The organism is uncultured Faecalicoccus sp. (assembly GCF_944327125.1).
GTDB lineage: Bacteria > Bacillota_I > Bacilli_A > Erysipelotrichales > Erysipelotrichaceae > Faecalicoccus.
The window spans coordinates 1-13,757 of the sequence record NZ_CALVGO010000032.1; the positions used below are offsets into that span (position 1 = coordinate 1).

Annotated in this window: 12 protein-coding genes and 1 other annotated feature; of the genes, 2 read left to right on the forward strand and 10 right to left on the reverse strand. The window is 41.9% G+C overall.

Annotated elements, in window-relative coordinates:
- Window positions 1-157: 157 nt before the first annotated feature.
- Window positions 158-664, reverse strand: a complete 507-nt coding sequence (locus Q0K03_RS05060; protein ID WP_297238392.1) for a DUF3783 domain-containing protein — start codon at window positions 662-664, stop codon at window positions 158-160.
- A 63-nt stretch (window positions 665-727) separates the two neighbouring features.
- On the opposite strand from Q0K03_RS05060, the gene Q0K03_RS05065 reads away from it, so the two are divergent.
- On the forward strand, window positions 728-1,429 hold the full coding sequence (locus tag Q0K03_RS05065; protein WP_297238394.1) for a hypothetical protein: 702 nt from the start codon (window positions 728-730) through the stop codon (window positions 1,427-1,429).
- 47 nt (window positions 1,430-1,476) lie between these two features.
- Here Q0K03_RS05065 and metK read toward each other — a convergent pair whose 3' ends face one another.
- The 9 genes from metK to Q0K03_RS05110 all read right to left on the reverse strand — a co-directional run bounded on the left by metK (window position 1,477) and on the right by Q0K03_RS05110 (window position 12,510).
- Window positions 1,477-2,568, reverse strand: coding sequence for a methionine adenosyltransferase (gene metK, locus Q0K03_RS05070; protein WP_297238395.1), 1,092 nt, complete (start codon window positions 2,566-2,568; stop codon window positions 1,477-1,479).
- Between the two features lie 194 nt (window positions 2,569-2,762).
- Complete coding sequence (locus tag Q0K03_RS05075; protein WP_297238397.1) at window positions 2,763-3,059, reverse strand: hypothetical protein; 297 nt, start codon at window positions 3,057-3,059, stop codon at window positions 2,763-2,765.
- Window positions 3,060-3,091: 32 nt separating this feature from the next.
- Window positions 3,092-3,286, reverse strand: coding sequence for a hypothetical protein (locus Q0K03_RS05080; protein WP_297238398.1), 195 nt, complete (start codon window positions 3,284-3,286; stop codon window positions 3,092-3,094).
- On the reverse strand, window positions 3,286-5,214 hold the full coding sequence (gene metG, locus Q0K03_RS05085) for a methionine--tRNA ligase (protein ID WP_297238400.1): 1,929 nt from the start codon (window positions 5,212-5,214) through the stop codon (window positions 3,286-3,288). Before metG ends, Q0K03_RS05080 begins: the two co-directional genes overlap by 1 nt.
- 31 nt (window positions 5,215-5,245) lie before the next feature.
- Window positions 5,246-5,448: a binding site (T-box leader), on the reverse strand.
- A gap of 45 nt (window positions 5,449-5,493) precedes the next feature.
- Complete coding sequence (locus tag Q0K03_RS05090; protein WP_297238402.1) at window positions 5,494-7,020, reverse strand: PHP domain-containing protein; 1,527 nt, start codon at window positions 7,018-7,020, stop codon at window positions 5,494-5,496.
- Window positions 7,021-7,080: 60 nt separating this feature from the next.
- Window positions 7,081-8,259, reverse strand: a complete 1,179-nt coding sequence (locus tag Q0K03_RS05095; protein ID WP_297238404.1) for a hypothetical protein — start codon at window positions 8,257-8,259, stop codon at window positions 7,081-7,083.
- A 55-nt stretch (window positions 8,260-8,314) separates the two neighbouring features.
- The gene (gene dxr / locus Q0K03_RS05100) at window positions 8,315-9,457 is read right to left on the reverse strand and encodes a 1-deoxy-D-xylulose-5-phosphate reductoisomerase (protein WP_297238406.1); all 1,143 of its coding nucleotides are present in this window, start codon (window positions 9,455-9,457) and stop codon (window positions 8,315-8,317) included.
- A 64-nt stretch (window positions 9,458-9,521) separates the two neighbouring features.
- Entirely contained in the window at window positions 9,522-11,936 is a 2,415-nt protein-coding gene (locus Q0K03_RS05105) for a glycogen/starch/alpha-glucan phosphorylase (RefSeq protein WP_297238408.1), read from the reverse strand.
- Window positions 11,937-12,009: 73 nt separating this feature from the next.
- Window positions 12,010-12,510, reverse strand: coding sequence for a winged helix-turn-helix domain-containing protein (locus Q0K03_RS05110; protein WP_297238411.1), 501 nt, complete (start codon window positions 12,508-12,510; stop codon window positions 12,010-12,012).
- 151 nt (window positions 12,511-12,661) lie between these two features.
- Between Q0K03_RS05110 and Q0K03_RS05115 the strand changes: the two genes are divergently transcribed.
- Window positions 12,662-13,666 (forward strand): WYL domain-containing protein, encoded by a 1,005-nt coding sequence (locus Q0K03_RS05115; RefSeq protein ID WP_297238413.1) that lies wholly within the window; start codon window positions 12,662-12,664, stop codon window positions 13,664-13,666.
- Window positions 13,667-13,757 lie beyond the last annotated feature (91 nt).

Genomic DNA, 13,757 nt, shown 5'->3' on the forward strand with positions numbered 1-13,757 from the left:
ACGCGTACGGGATTCGAACCCGTGAATGCATGCGTGAAAGGCATGTGAGTTAACCGTTTCTCCAACGCGCCATGTATATGAAACTTGTCCTTTGACAAGTGCTCACTTATATTAGCATGGCAGCGCATTTGGCGCAAGCATTTTTTTTAAAATAATTTTATTTTTTTTCAGTTAATATCACCAAAGCTCTTTTTAGGTCTTCATAGGGCGTCTTTGGATCTTCGATCAGAGCATATATGCTGGACATCAACTTCAAATACGACGGATCCTTTTCCAATCTTTCTTTATCCGGATGTGATACCAGTTCATAAAGCCGATCCCGTAACAGAAAATACCGAAATTCCTGATCCACTTCCTCCATTAAATCTCCAAGTTTCCATGACACATTGTTTTCCGTCCGAACGGCCACTCTTCCTATATGAACTCCCTTTTGATTTAATTCCCTGGCAAATTGCTGGATCGTTTCCGGTTTCATCGTGTCCAGAAACAAAAAGTCCTCATATTTCTGATTGGACACCGCTTCATCCTGATTTGAAAAAACCTGAACCAGGGTTTGTTCCAGATGATTGTCTCCAACTTCTTTAAATTCTTCACCATATTCCTTTAAAAGTTGTTCCACGATGTTTTTATTCTTCGATCCTTCTTTAAAATATACCAAAATCATATGGTTCTCCTTTTTTGACTTCCCTTAGAAAACCTTATAAAATACTAAAACAGGAGGTTCTCTATGAAAAAAATTATATCACTTTTGTGTTTTATCTGTCTTTGCGTTTGCCTAAGCGGATGCAACTCCAAAAACGAAGACGATATCCTAACCTTCTTTCAAGCTTTTCATAATACCTTAGATGCGGATTCAGCCACTATCGAAGGAACTCTCAGCATGCCTGAAATGGACGATTCCTCCATTTCCATCCATATGCAGCTTTGCCAAACCGGAAATCTGGAACTCGCGCTGACAACCGATTTAAAAGCCGGCGAAAACCGTCAGGAAGACTTTCTCAATTTCTATATCAAAGAAGGCAAGACCTACTTGAATTCCATGGGGACAAAATCGCAAAGCATTCTATCCAATCTGGGCATAGAGAAAGACCAGAAGATATCGGTATACGATCCATTCATGAATTTTACTGACGAGGAATTAACACAGCTTGTGCAATCAAGTTCGCACAAAGATAATGACTATACTTTTGAATTAGACAATCAAATCTTTTCAACGCTTTTAGATTCTTATGGTTCTGTATCCATTGACTCTGCCACCCTGAAGGCAACGATACAAGAGGATATTCTGACTTACTTTTCCCTGCACATCCAGGGAGTTCAGAATATCGATTCCGCTTCCGAGGACATCGACTTTACCATTTCCTGTCAGATCCAGGATTTTGATCAGCTAAATCATGTCACGTTCCCTGATGACTTAGAAAGCTACTAGGCGGAGATCCGCCTTTTTTTATATAAAAAAGAAGCACTTTTATGCTTCTAATACTCCAACTTCTTGATTTTTTCCCAGGTGAACTGCGGATCCCCAAAATGTCCATAACAGCTTGTTTTATGATAGATCGGTTTGCGCAGATCCAGTTCCTGAATGATGTTATTGACATCAAAATTAAAGTTTTTCTCGATCACTTCCAAGAGTTTCTCATCTTCCATGATTCCAGTTCCAAAGGTATCCACACACAGCGAGATCGGTTCTGCTTTTCCAATCGCATAGCTGACTTGAACTTCTGCCCGTCTTGCTAGTTTATTGGCGACCAGGCTTTTGGCAACATACCGGCAATAATAGGCGGCACTGCGGTCAACCTTGGTAGGATCTTTACTGGAAAAACATCCTCCCCCAATGCGGCCTCTTCCGCCGTATGTATCGCAAACGATTTTTCGTCCTGTCGTTCCAGAATCCCCAAAAGAACCGCCTACGACAAAGCTTCCGCTTGGATTGATGAAGTATTTCGTATTTTCATCCAAAAACTTTTCATTGATGCTTGGCTTGATGACCTCGTTCATGATCAATTCGCGAATTTCTTCCTGGGTTGCCTTGGCATCGTGCTGTGTCGAAACGACGATCGTGTCGATCCGTTTGATCTCATCGTTTTCATATTCTACCGAAACCTGTGTTTTTCCATCGGGTTTAAGCAGTGGGTTCTGGCGGCGCACTTTTGTCAACTGACGAGCCAGTTTATGTGCATAATAAATAGAAAGAGGCATATATTCTCGGCTTTCGTCACAGGCATATCCAAACATGATTCCCTGGTCACCCGCACAGATCTCATCGCGGTTTACCGCATTGTGGATCTCTGGAGACTGTTCGTTGACAACGATATGCACTTTATAGTCTTCCGTATAGCCGATACGCTTGATTTCATCCAGAGCGATTCTTTCATAGTCAATAGTTGCCTTGGTATTGGCTTCCCCATAAATCAGAACAAAATCATCTTTGATGGTACATTCTACAGCCATATTGGAATACGGATCTTGTTCCAAAGCCGCGTCAACGATGCGGTCGGCAATCTGATCACAGATCTTATCTGGATGGCCTTCGGTCACACTCTCACTGGTAAAAATGTAATTTCTCATAAAATCCTCCATAAAAAAACATACTTCCTAAGAAGTATGTATCAAGCTCTATACTTCTTATCGTCGTTAGCAGGGCCACCTTAATATCGGCAGATATCAGGTTGGCATGGGATCATAGAGCTAACTCTCTTCCCCAACTCTTGATAATGCATTACTATTTAAGCACAAAGATTTTTCATTTACAACCCAAAGCTTTATTTTTTCCGCAAATTCCATTCTTTATAAAACCTCAGTACGACACTGGTCGATAAAAGCCAAGCCACCCAAAAGATGATGGCCGTTACCAGCCACTGGGAAACCGATTTCCCTTGCATGAAAAAATAAGCCGAAACAATAAAGATCCCCATAAAAACAGCCGTTTTATTGATAAAAGAACGGAACAAGTCCCAGGCAAAGGTTTCGATTTCCTCCAAGCTGAAACAATTGGGAGAATCGCTTTTTTCAAGGGCATCATACAACCCCTGGCTAAATTCTTTTATAAAGTTTTTCATGGTCTAAATATATCATGAAAAAAGGATATAGACTATTCTATATCCTCATCCTCGATTTTCTTCAACAGCTTCCAAAAGAAACAACATCGAATCGTTCCAAAAATAAATACACAGATTCCTATGATGACAAAAGGCGTATAATCGGCAATCAAACCTCCCACACCGATCACAAGACCCAAAACAACGACCTGAAGCTGCCGAAACAGAGCTTTTTGTTTATCGGTCATTAACGGACTTCAGTTCCATTAGGCATCTCTTTTTCAGGAGACACAACAGACAACCCCTCTTCACCCGCTGCGCACAGGATCATTCCGTTACTGTCGACGCCGCGAAGTTTAACTGGTTTTAAGTTGGTCACGACAACCACTTGTTTACCAATCAATTCTTCCGGCTTATACGTTCCGGCAATGCCGCTGACGATCTGGCGGATCTCATCACCCATGTCGACCTGTTCCACAAGCAAGCGATCAGCCTTAGGATGTTTTTCACATTGAACGATGGTTCCTACCTTTAATTCCACTTTGCCAAAATCATCAATGGTGATCTCTTCTTTGGATTCTTTCTTCTTTGGTGCTTTTTGTGCTTCCAGCTCTTTATTGAGCTCTTCCATAAATTTTTGTTCATCGATACGGGCAAAAAGAGCTTTCGGTTTTGCCTCTACAACGATATCCGTCTCTAACTGTCCAAATTCCTGAAGAGAATCAAAATCACGTTTTTCCGTATGCAGATAATTCAGGATCGTATCGGCCGTTTCCGGCAAGAAGCTCTTTAAGAGCACTGCACTGATACGAATGGATTCTAAAAGATTGTATAAGACCGTTGCCAGACGATCTTTTTTATCTTCTTCCTTGGCAAGGGCCCACGGCATGGTTTGGTCAATGTACTTATTAGAACGGCGAAGCAAAGTAAAGATCTCATCTAAGGCATCACCTACACGAAGTTCTTCCATTTTTGCCTCTACTTTTGGAAGCGTGCTCATCGCTGTTTCCTTTAGATCCAGATCCACTTCTTCACAAACCCCCGGATTTAAAACTTTTCCTCCAAAATACTTATTGGACATGGCGATCGTACGTGACACCAGATTTCCTAAAATATTGGCCAGGTCGGAATTGACTCTTTCTACGACCAGTTCCCAGGTAATCGTTCCATCCTGGGCAAACGGCATTTCATGAAGACAATAATAACGAACGGCATCCACACCAAAATGGCGGACCAGATCTTCGGCATAGATCACGTTGCCTTTGGATTTAGACATCTTGCCATCCCCGATCAAAAGCCATGGATGTCCAAAAACTTTCTTTGGAAGTGGTTCTCCTAAAGCCATCAAAATAATAGGCCAGTAGATCGTATGGAATCGTAAAATATCTTTTCCGATGATATGTGTTGCCGGCCAATACTTCTTATACATTTCGCCGCTTTCACCATCGGCCTCATAGCCTAATGAAGTGATATAGTTGGAAAGCGCATCGATCCATACATACACGATATGTCCTTCGTCAAAATCAACAGGAACGCCCCACTTAAATGAAGTACGGGAAACACACAGGTCCTGAAGTCCCGGGCGCAGGAAATTGTTCAACATTTCATTTTTGCGGGATTCCGGCTGAATAAAATCCGGATGTTCTTCAATGTACTGAATCAAACGATCGGCATATTTTTGAAGATTCAAGAAATAAGCTTCTTCTTTTGCCTTTTGGACCGGACGGCCGCAGTCTGGACATTTTCCATCGACCAGCTGTGATTCTGTCCAAAAAGATTCGCAGGGTGTACAATACCATCCTTCATAGACACCTTTATAAATATCGCCTTGTTCATAGAGCTTTCTAAAGATCTTTTGAACGCGTTTCATATGATCTTTGTCCGTTGTACGGATAAAGTAGTCATAACTTGTATTCATAAGATCCCAGTTTGAGCGAATCTTCTGCGAGATCTCATCGACAAATTCCTGGCAGGAAACCCCGGCCTCTTTCGCTTTTTCTTCAATTTTGATCCCATGTTCATCGGTTCCCGTCTGAAAGAACACGTCATACCCCTGTGCTCTTTTAAAGCGCGCGATCGCATCGCTTAGTATAATTTCATATGTATTTCCGATGTGGGGACGCCCTGATGTATAGGCAATCGCAGTCGTTAAATAAAAAGGTCCTTTATTTTCCATTTTTGTTCCTCCTCATACAAAAAAGCTTTCATCCAAGGACGAAAGCTTCGTGGTACCACCTTAGTTTATGCATAAAATGCACCTTATTATCCGTTAACGCCGGCAACGTTTCTTTTTAACGATTCAAAAGAACGGCTCCAAGTCCATCTTCCTGTCCTTTCGAACACAGCTTTACACCCGCTTGCTGCTCTCTTTGGATCTAAGTAACAGTACTCTTCTCTTCTCAGCCTTTGAATGCCTGTATTATACGATACTCGGCGGTTGAAAACAAGTAGATTTCTATGCGGCTTTAGTAAAAATACGAATCAGCGGCAATGCTTTTTGCGGACATTTTGTCACACCTAGATGACGATTCGGCCTTACCTTTCCATGATAGTCACTTCCGCAGGAAATAAAGGCTTTATGCTGCTGCGCAATGCGAATACAAGCAGCGGTCGTATCTTCATGGATATCCGGACTGAAGCACTCGATGCCGTCCATACCCAAAGCCATGACTTCTTCAATCAACTCATCACTGACTCTGTCTAAATGCCAGCTGGACAAAATCGCAATGCCTCCCGCTTCATGGATCGCATCGATCATATCCTTGACATTTGGATAATCTGCCTCAACATAACAAGGGGCGCCTTTACCAAAAATATCTTTTCTAAAACGTAGCATCGCTTCTTTTGGTTCGTATTTATCCACATAGGGTTTTACCAGCGGTAAATTACGAACTTTTTCATTATTGAAAACCATATTGGTGATATCGGTCGGTGTAATGGTCTGGAATCGTGAGTTTTCCATGATTCCCTGCACATCAATTCGTACACCCGCCAATCTTTCAAATCGTTTGACACGTTCAATCGATAATTCTTTCTCACGCATCAAGGATTCTCTTTCCAGATCATCAAAGATCTCATTAGACCAGTCGATATAGTACCCCAGCACACGAAGGCGCGTGGAACGATGCTGCGCATCGATTTCAACGCCTGGAATATACTGAATGCCATACAGCGGGGCAAAACGGGAAGCGGCCGCATTGGCTCTGGCGCAGTTATGGTCGGTAATGGAAATCGTCTCCATTTGAAGCTGTTTAGCTTCCTTGAAGATCTCTTCTACATCGTTGGATGAATCATCACTGTAATTGGAGCGAACATGCAGGTCGATCGGACAGATCTCCGCATTTCGAACCGGTTCATTCTGCCTTTCAAAACGAATATCGGTTTGAGGTTCCCGAACCGTTACCGTCCCAAAAATCAAATCCACCAAAGTTTGTTGATGAGGCGTAATCAATACCACCAGACCGTTGATCAGCCACCACAGAAGAATTCCCAGGGTCTCAAAAAAGAAACCAAAGACCATCAGCGGAATTCCAAAGCCGACCATTTGTCGAAAAATCACTTTCAAGGCCGACGCTTCTTTTTTATCCCGGTTGACCAGCTTCAAATCGGTATACACATATCCAAAAGACTGTCCCTTGCAGCGTGCTGAAAAAATCGGCAGCAACAATACACTGACCAGAAACAGCAGCGCATACATAATATAGAAAAGAAGGTCAAAGAAATTCGGTGGAACGATTCCACACAATATCAACAAAAATTCAATGACCCAGATATATACCGGCAAAAGACAAATATTCAGATCCATTAAAAATCCAAACAGATGGGTTTGATAGTCTTTTCCATTTCTTTTGAGATACTTGGCATTTTTATAACCGCCAGATCGATAAAGCTGTGACTTCTTTTGAAAATAGGCAGTCGTTAAATCTTTTAAACTGTAATCTTTGATTACCATCTTTTTATCACATGCCTTCCTATCTACCATAATATTATACAGAAATTTAATATACAAAGAAAGAAAGTTTTCATATGAAAAAAGATCGTTTTAAGAAACGACCTTTTGTTTTTTGTCTTTTGATTTTTTAAACAAGAATCCAAAGCCAACTCCGGAAAGCGTCAACAAGGCTCCATACAATCCAAATCCACTGGAAGTAGATGTATGGACACGATTGCCTGGCGTTAAGGAAACTTTTCCATTTTCAATATTCTGTGCCTGTGTAACCAGAGAGAAGTAGCGCTGACTTCCATTGGCCACCAGGTAAGAATTCAACTGCGATACCTTGGCAGTGGATAAGCTGGTATACGCTGTCATTCCCGAAAGGATCTGCTGATAGTTGTACGCATTGGCACTGGTATACAGATTTCCATTGGCATCGGTCAAATACGTTTTGACAAACGATTGAACATCACCATCCATTTGATTCAATGCCGTTTTCTGTTCCTGAACAACCGGCTGTACTTTTACTGTCTCTTCGACTTTTTCTGCCGGCGTTGTCTTTACAGTTGCCATCAAAACAGAAGTCTCCGGTTTTGGTGCTTCCACTTTTTCAGAAACTGTCGGTTCTATATTCAAGATGGCTACAGGTTTTTCTTCAACGGTTTGCACAACTGGTTTTTGAACTTCTTTGTTTGTTTCCACTTCCTCAGTTTCTTCTTTATCAAGCGTTGTAGATTCTTCCTTCGATGCCTCTTCTTTTGGCTCTTCTACAACATCTTCACTAGGTTTTTCTGTTTCCGTTGTTGTCTCCGGCACATCTGTTTCCGGTTTCTCTGTTTCCGGTGTATCTGTTTCCGGTTTTTCCGCTTCTTCTTTTCGAACTTGTTCCTGGATGCCTAAAGCTTCGGCATAAAGATCCTCATAATTTTTTTCCAGGGATTTCTCTGGTTCAATCTCCGTATGGAAAAGTAAGCTGTTGATTTCCTCTTTCATCGTTTCATCGAGTTCATCATAGATTTTCTTTCCATCCAGGATCTGCAGATAATTTTCCCGGTCCGCTGCTTGGATCACGGTATACGAAACTTGGATATTTCCTTGTTCGTCCTTTGTTTCTAATTTCAACGAGCAATACAGATCGACAAAATCCTGCGGTTCTTTGATTTCTACTTTCTGTACTTCCATTTCTGGTGTTACTGTTTCTGATTGAGCGTATGCCATCCACGCAGGCGTTCCTAAAGAGGACAAAGCCACCGCTGAAGCAATACCGTATGCGATCCGTTTTTTCATCGATCCATCACTCCTAACATAGTCATAACCAAATTATATTCTACCCCAAAAACATTTATATTTCCAGCCCCCAATATTTTCGTACAAACTGACGGGCTTTCCGGTCGGTTTCTTTTAAGTCAGCAAGATTCGGATCTTTGATATATTCACAAGCTTCTACCGCCTTTTGAATACTTTCTTCGATTTGTGTAAAAGAAATCTTCTCTTCCAGGAAAAGAAGTACCGCCTGTTCATCCGCTCCGTTAAAACAAGCCCCCAGATTTCCTTCTTTTCGGCCCACCTCATAGGCCAGTTTCAACATTGGAAACCGCTCATAATCCATTTTTTTAAAATCCAAAGTCAAGGTTTCTGTCATATCCAGAGGATGTTGTTCATGAAGGATAGGACGATCTGGATAACACATGGCATATTGAATCGGCATACGCATATCTGCCGAACCCAGCTGCGCAATGATCGCCTGATCCTGGAACTCCACCATAGAATGAATCAAACTTTGCGCATGAAGTACCGTCGAGATCTTATCATAAGGAAGATCAAAAAGGAAATGCGCTTCAATGACTTCAAAACCTTTATTGACCATGGTCGCACTGTCGATCGTGATCCGTTTCCCCATATTCCAGTTGGGATGTGACAATGCCTCTTTTACCGTCACCGTGTTCAGCTGATCCCGGCTTTTATCGCGGAAGCTGCCGCCGGAAGCCGTGATGATCAAACGCTTGATTTCATCATGTTTGCCCGCCTGAAGACATTGAAAAATCGCAGAATGTTCTGAATCGATCGGATATAAATGCGTATGGGTCTCCTGAAGCATCTTACGAACCAACACTCCACCTGCGACCAGACTTTCTTTATTTGCCAGGCAAACATCCTTTCCCTTTTTCAAAGATGCCAGAGTGGGCTCCAAGCCTCGAAATCCCACAACGGCATTGACCAGCAGATCGTAATCGCAATTCTGTATGCACTGGATCATATTATCCGATCCGCGATAGACCTGATCACAGGCAAATTCCGTATCATCTTCTTTGGCGATTCCCACAACTTTGATCGTTGGAAAGTCTTCCACAATTTTTTTCAGCGAAGCCGACTGATTTCCGGCACATACCCCCACCAGTTCAAAAAGATCCGGGTGCTGAGAAATCACATCCAACGTCTGTGTTCCAATGGATCCTGTCGCTCCCAACAATAGTATTCTTTTCATAGCATTCCTCATTTCTCTTATACTATACCATAAAAAAGAACTGCCCTTCATGAGCAGTTCGATTTTACTTCTTAAAAGGAATCGGTCTTAATCCCCAGATTTGATCGGCATATTCTTTGATCGTTCTATCGCTGGAGAAGTAACCGCTTTGGGCAATGTTGATCAACATTGTACGCGCCCAGCTGGACTCATCACGGTAACGAGCCTCTACCTGTCTTTGTGCATATACATAAGCATCAAAGTCGGCCAATACATAGAACTCGTCGTTTCTCAACAGTAAATCATTGTAGATCAGCTGGAATTCATCCGGATTGGATGACCATGTTCCGTTCTTCAAAGAATCGATCACGCGCCGTACACGATAATTTTCATGATAGATATGCCATGCGTTGTAGGAATTTTCTCTCTTGACTTCTTCGATATCTTCAACACGAAGTCCAAAGATTTCCGCATTGTCATATCCGACACGTTCTACGATTTCTACGTTGGCTCCATCCAGAGTACCTAAAGTCAGGGCTCCGTTCATCATATACTTCATATTTCCAGTTCCGCTGGCTTCTTTTCCTGCCGTAGAGATCTGTTCGCTGACATCGGCGGCATTCAATAAGATCTCCGCAACAGAAACGGAATAGTTCGGGATAAAGACAACTTTCAAATACTGGTTGGTTTCCGGATCGTTGTTTACTTTTTCCGCAACCATATTGATCAGCTTGATGATCTCCTTAGCTAACGCATAGCTGGCAGCGGCCTTGGCTGAGAAGAAGAAAGTACGAGGATAGATTCTGAATCCTGGTTCCTCTTTCATCTTGAAGTACAGATGCATAACATGGAAAATATTCAAAAGCTGACGTTTATAGGCATGAAGACGTTTTGCCTGGCAGTCGAAGATGGAATTTACATTGATATCGATATCCAATGTCTTTTTCACATAATCGGCTAAGATCTTCTTACGTTCCAGTTTTACCTGCATAAAGCGTTTCTGAATGATTGGATCATCTACAAATTCGTTCAATTTTTCCAGATCTTCCGGATTGGTCTTGAACGAATCTCCAATCGTATCCTCTAAAAGAGAGGCAAGCTGCGGGTTGGAATACAACAGCCAGCGGCGATGTGTGATCCCGTTGGTTTTGTTGTTGAAACGTCCTGGATAAAGACTGGCAAAATCTTTCATTACATCGTGAATCAAAATCTCGGTATGAAGTTTGGCAACGCCGTTTACACTGTGGCTTCCCACAATGGCAAGATGCGCCATATGTACCTGACCTTCTTTTAAGATGGCCACATTGCTCCAAACGTGTCCCATTCCTTTATGATCCACTTCATATTTAAAGCGGCGGTCAATTTCCTCAATGATCATATAGGTTCTTGGCAACAGCGTACGCATCATTTCCTGCGGCCATTTTTCCAGGGCTTCCGACATAACGGTATGGTTTGTATAAGCCACTGTCTTGGTTACGATATCCCAAGCCTGATCCCATTCATAATCATAGTGGTCTAGTAAGACCCGCATCAGTTCCGGGATCACCAAAACAGGATGCGTATCGTTCAGCTGGATCGCAACTTTATCTCCCAGGTTATCCAAAGACGGATATACACGCAAGTGACTGCGAATGATCTGGTCGATACCGGCACAGACAAAGAAATACTCTTGTTTTAAACGCAGCTGTTTTCCTTCTTCTGTGGAATCGTCCGGATAGACATTGGCTGTAATGGCAGTAACATCGTTCAAATATTTATTTAAATCACCGGCCTGAACACAGTTTTCATCCACTTCGGCATCCCAAAGACGCAAAGTGTTGGTTGTCGTTGTATGATATCCGATGATCGGTTCATCATACGGCACGGCCCGGACCACAAAATCCGGACGGTAGCTGGAACGGAATTTTCCATTATAATCCATATAGGCATCCAGCTGTCCGCCAAAAGCCACCTGAACAACATGCTGCGGTTTCCAGATTTCCCATACATTACCGTTCTTTAACCAGCAGTCAGGAAGTTCCACCTGCTCATTATCTACGATTTTTTGTTTGAACAATCCATAGTGATAACGGATACAGTTCCCATGCCCTGCCAGATTCAAAGAGGCTAAAGAATCCATAAAGCAGGCAGCCAAACGGCCAAGTCCGCCATTTCCTAATCCGGCATCGCTTTCCATTTCTTCCATTTCGTTGATATCCATGCCCAGATCTTCCAGACCTTCTTTGACCAGGTCATAGATTCCCAGGTTCATAAGGTTGCTTGTGAAAAGTCTTCCCATCAAGAATTCCATTGAAAAGTAGTATAACTGTTTCGTTTCGGATTTCTTGATTGCATTTTTGGTTTCTTTCCAGTTGATTCCGACATAATCGCGAATCATTTTTCCCAAAACCTGATATCTCTCCGCTGGATATGTTTCTTCAAAATCTCTTCCGTATGTTTCAGATACTTCTTGTTTATAACGCTCGATAAAAACTTCTTTTGAATCAAATCGATTTGACATAAAATTTCCTCCACACGGACTCTATTATATCTGTCACATGCGTAATTTTCAAACGTTTCATGCCTTAAAATCACTAGATTTCATCTTCCCAGAGCGCTTTTACCTCCCTTGTCCACATATATCCAGACAAATGTATGGTGCGTATGCAGTGGGCACTGCCCAGGTCTCTTCGAAGCCGCCGAATATGTACAGACACCGCATTGTCCTGAATGATCTGTTGATGCCGGGACTCTAAAACAGCCATTAAAGTCTCTCTTAAAACAACTTTCTGGGCTTTCTCCAACAATTCAATCAAGACTTGAAAATCCGATGGCAAGAGATGAATCGGTTTATCCTTGACATAGACGATCCGCCCTAAAAGATCCACATATAGCTCTCCAGAGACCAAGCCTTTCTTTCGCCTGTTTTTAGTGATTCCATGTTCTACGAGTTCTTTTTCATTATAGATAGGCTCCTTTAACACAAACTCATCTTTTTCATTTTGAGCATAGACTTCTTCTCCATATTTTTGATACATTTTGTCCCATGCCTCTTTTTCCACTTTGACCGAGAGTTTAATAAACTTTTTGTTCACGGTTTCTCCTCCTTTGGCATCTATACAAAATCAGCTTTTTAAATACCGCTCAAGCCAGTTGGAATAAGAGGACAATTTTATGCACGAAAGGATAATATTCGTTTAGAAGGCTAAAAAATTATGGTATTCTAAATAAAAGAAGGGATGGTTTATGTCAAAAGTACGAAAAGGCGAACATCAAAAATTGAAAATGCTGATCCTGGCACAGCTTTTTCTATCAAAAACCGATGACGAACATGGCCTGACCATGGCCGAAATCATAGAAAACCTGAAAACGGAAGGCGTCAATGCGGATCGGAAAACACTCTATACAGATATTGAAGAATTAAGAGAATTCGGAATGGATATCATTGCCGAAAAGAAAGGGAAAAACTTTTTCTATCATATTGGCAGCCGTGAATTTGAACTGCCTGAACTAAAACTGCTGGTTGACTCTGTCCAGTCTGCCAAATTTATCACCGATAAAAAATCCAAGGAATTAATTAAAAAACTGGAAAGTCTGGTAAGCATCTACGAAGGAAAAAAACTCCAAAGGCAAGTCGTGATTGCCGGAAGAGTCAAAACGATCAACGAAAACATATATTATAATGTCGACCAGATCCACGAAGCCATCGGTAAGGAATGCCAGATCGAATTCCAATATTTCCAGTGGAACATTCACAAAGAAATGACCTTAAGAAAAAATGGTGCCTTTTACCAGGTCAGCCCCTGGGCCTTGATGTGGGACGATGAAAACTATTATCTTGTCGCCTATGATGACCAGGAGAAAAAGATCAAACACTATCGTGTGGACAAGATGCTTCATGTATCCGTGATCGAAAAAAGAAGGCAAGGAGAAGAGGATTTCAAGGAATTTGACATGCCTCACTACACCAAAAGCTTATTTGGAATGTTTGGGGGCAAGGAAACTCAAGTTACACTTATGGCTGAAAACGAAAAAATCGGCATTTTGATCGATCGTTTCGGAAAAGATATTCCAATCTCAAAAGTCGATGATCAGCATGTCAAAACAACGGTAAACGTCGCCATCAGCAACCAGTTTTTAGGATGGATCATGTCTTTGGGAGATGGCATCCAGGTTCTTGGACCAGAATCGGTAGTCGCTTCCATGAAAGAAGAGATCCAAAGATTATATAATTTATACTTTGAAAACTAAAAAGAAACGCCATGAAGCGAATCTCATTCCAAATCTGGAATTCGTTTCAATGGCGTTTTTTTGTCAGATATAACTAACATTTTTATGAAAG

What these genes read in the sequence shown, in the direction of transcription:
- Q0K03_RS05060 (WP_297238392.1), bottom strand. Translation starts at nt 664, where the DNA reads ATGATTTTGGTATATTTTAAAGAAGGATCGAAGAATAAAAACATCGTG.
- Q0K03_RS05065 (WP_297238394.1), top strand. Translation starts at nt 728, where the DNA reads ATGAAAAAAATTATATCACTTTTGTGTTTTATCTGTCTTTGCGTTTGC.
- metK (WP_297238395.1), bottom strand. Translation starts at nt 2,568, where the DNA reads ATGAGAAATTACATTTTTACCAGTGAGAGTGTGACCGAAGGCCATCCA.
- Q0K03_RS05075 (WP_297238397.1), bottom strand. Translation starts at nt 3,059, where the DNA reads ATGAAAAACTTTATAAAAGAATTTAGCCAGGGGTTGTATGATGCCCTT.
- Q0K03_RS05080 (WP_297238398.1), bottom strand. Translation starts at nt 3,286, where the DNA reads ATGACCGATAAACAAAAAGCTCTGTTTCGGCAGCTTCAGGTCGTTGTT.
- metG (WP_297238400.1), bottom strand. Translation starts at nt 5,214, where the DNA reads ATGGAAAATAAAGGACCTTTTTATTTAACGACTGCGATTGCCTATACA.
- Q0K03_RS05090 (WP_297238402.1), bottom strand. Translation starts at nt 7,020, where the DNA reads ATGGTAGATAGGAAGGCATGTGATAAAAAGATGGTAATCAAAGATTAC.
- Q0K03_RS05095 (WP_297238404.1), bottom strand. Translation starts at nt 8,259, where the DNA reads ATGAAAAAACGGATCGCATACGGTATTGCTTCAGCGGTGGCTTTGTCC.
- dxr (WP_297238406.1), bottom strand. Translation starts at nt 9,457, where the DNA reads ATGAAAAGAATACTATTGTTGGGAGCGACAGGATCCATTGGAACACAG.
- Q0K03_RS05105 (WP_297238408.1), bottom strand. Translation starts at nt 11,936, where the DNA reads ATGTCAAATCGATTTGATTCAAAAGAAGTTTTTATCGAGCGTTATAAA.
- Q0K03_RS05115 (WP_297238413.1), top strand. Translation starts at nt 12,662, where the DNA reads ATGTCAAAAGTACGAAAAGGCGAACATCAAAAATTGAAAATGCTGATC.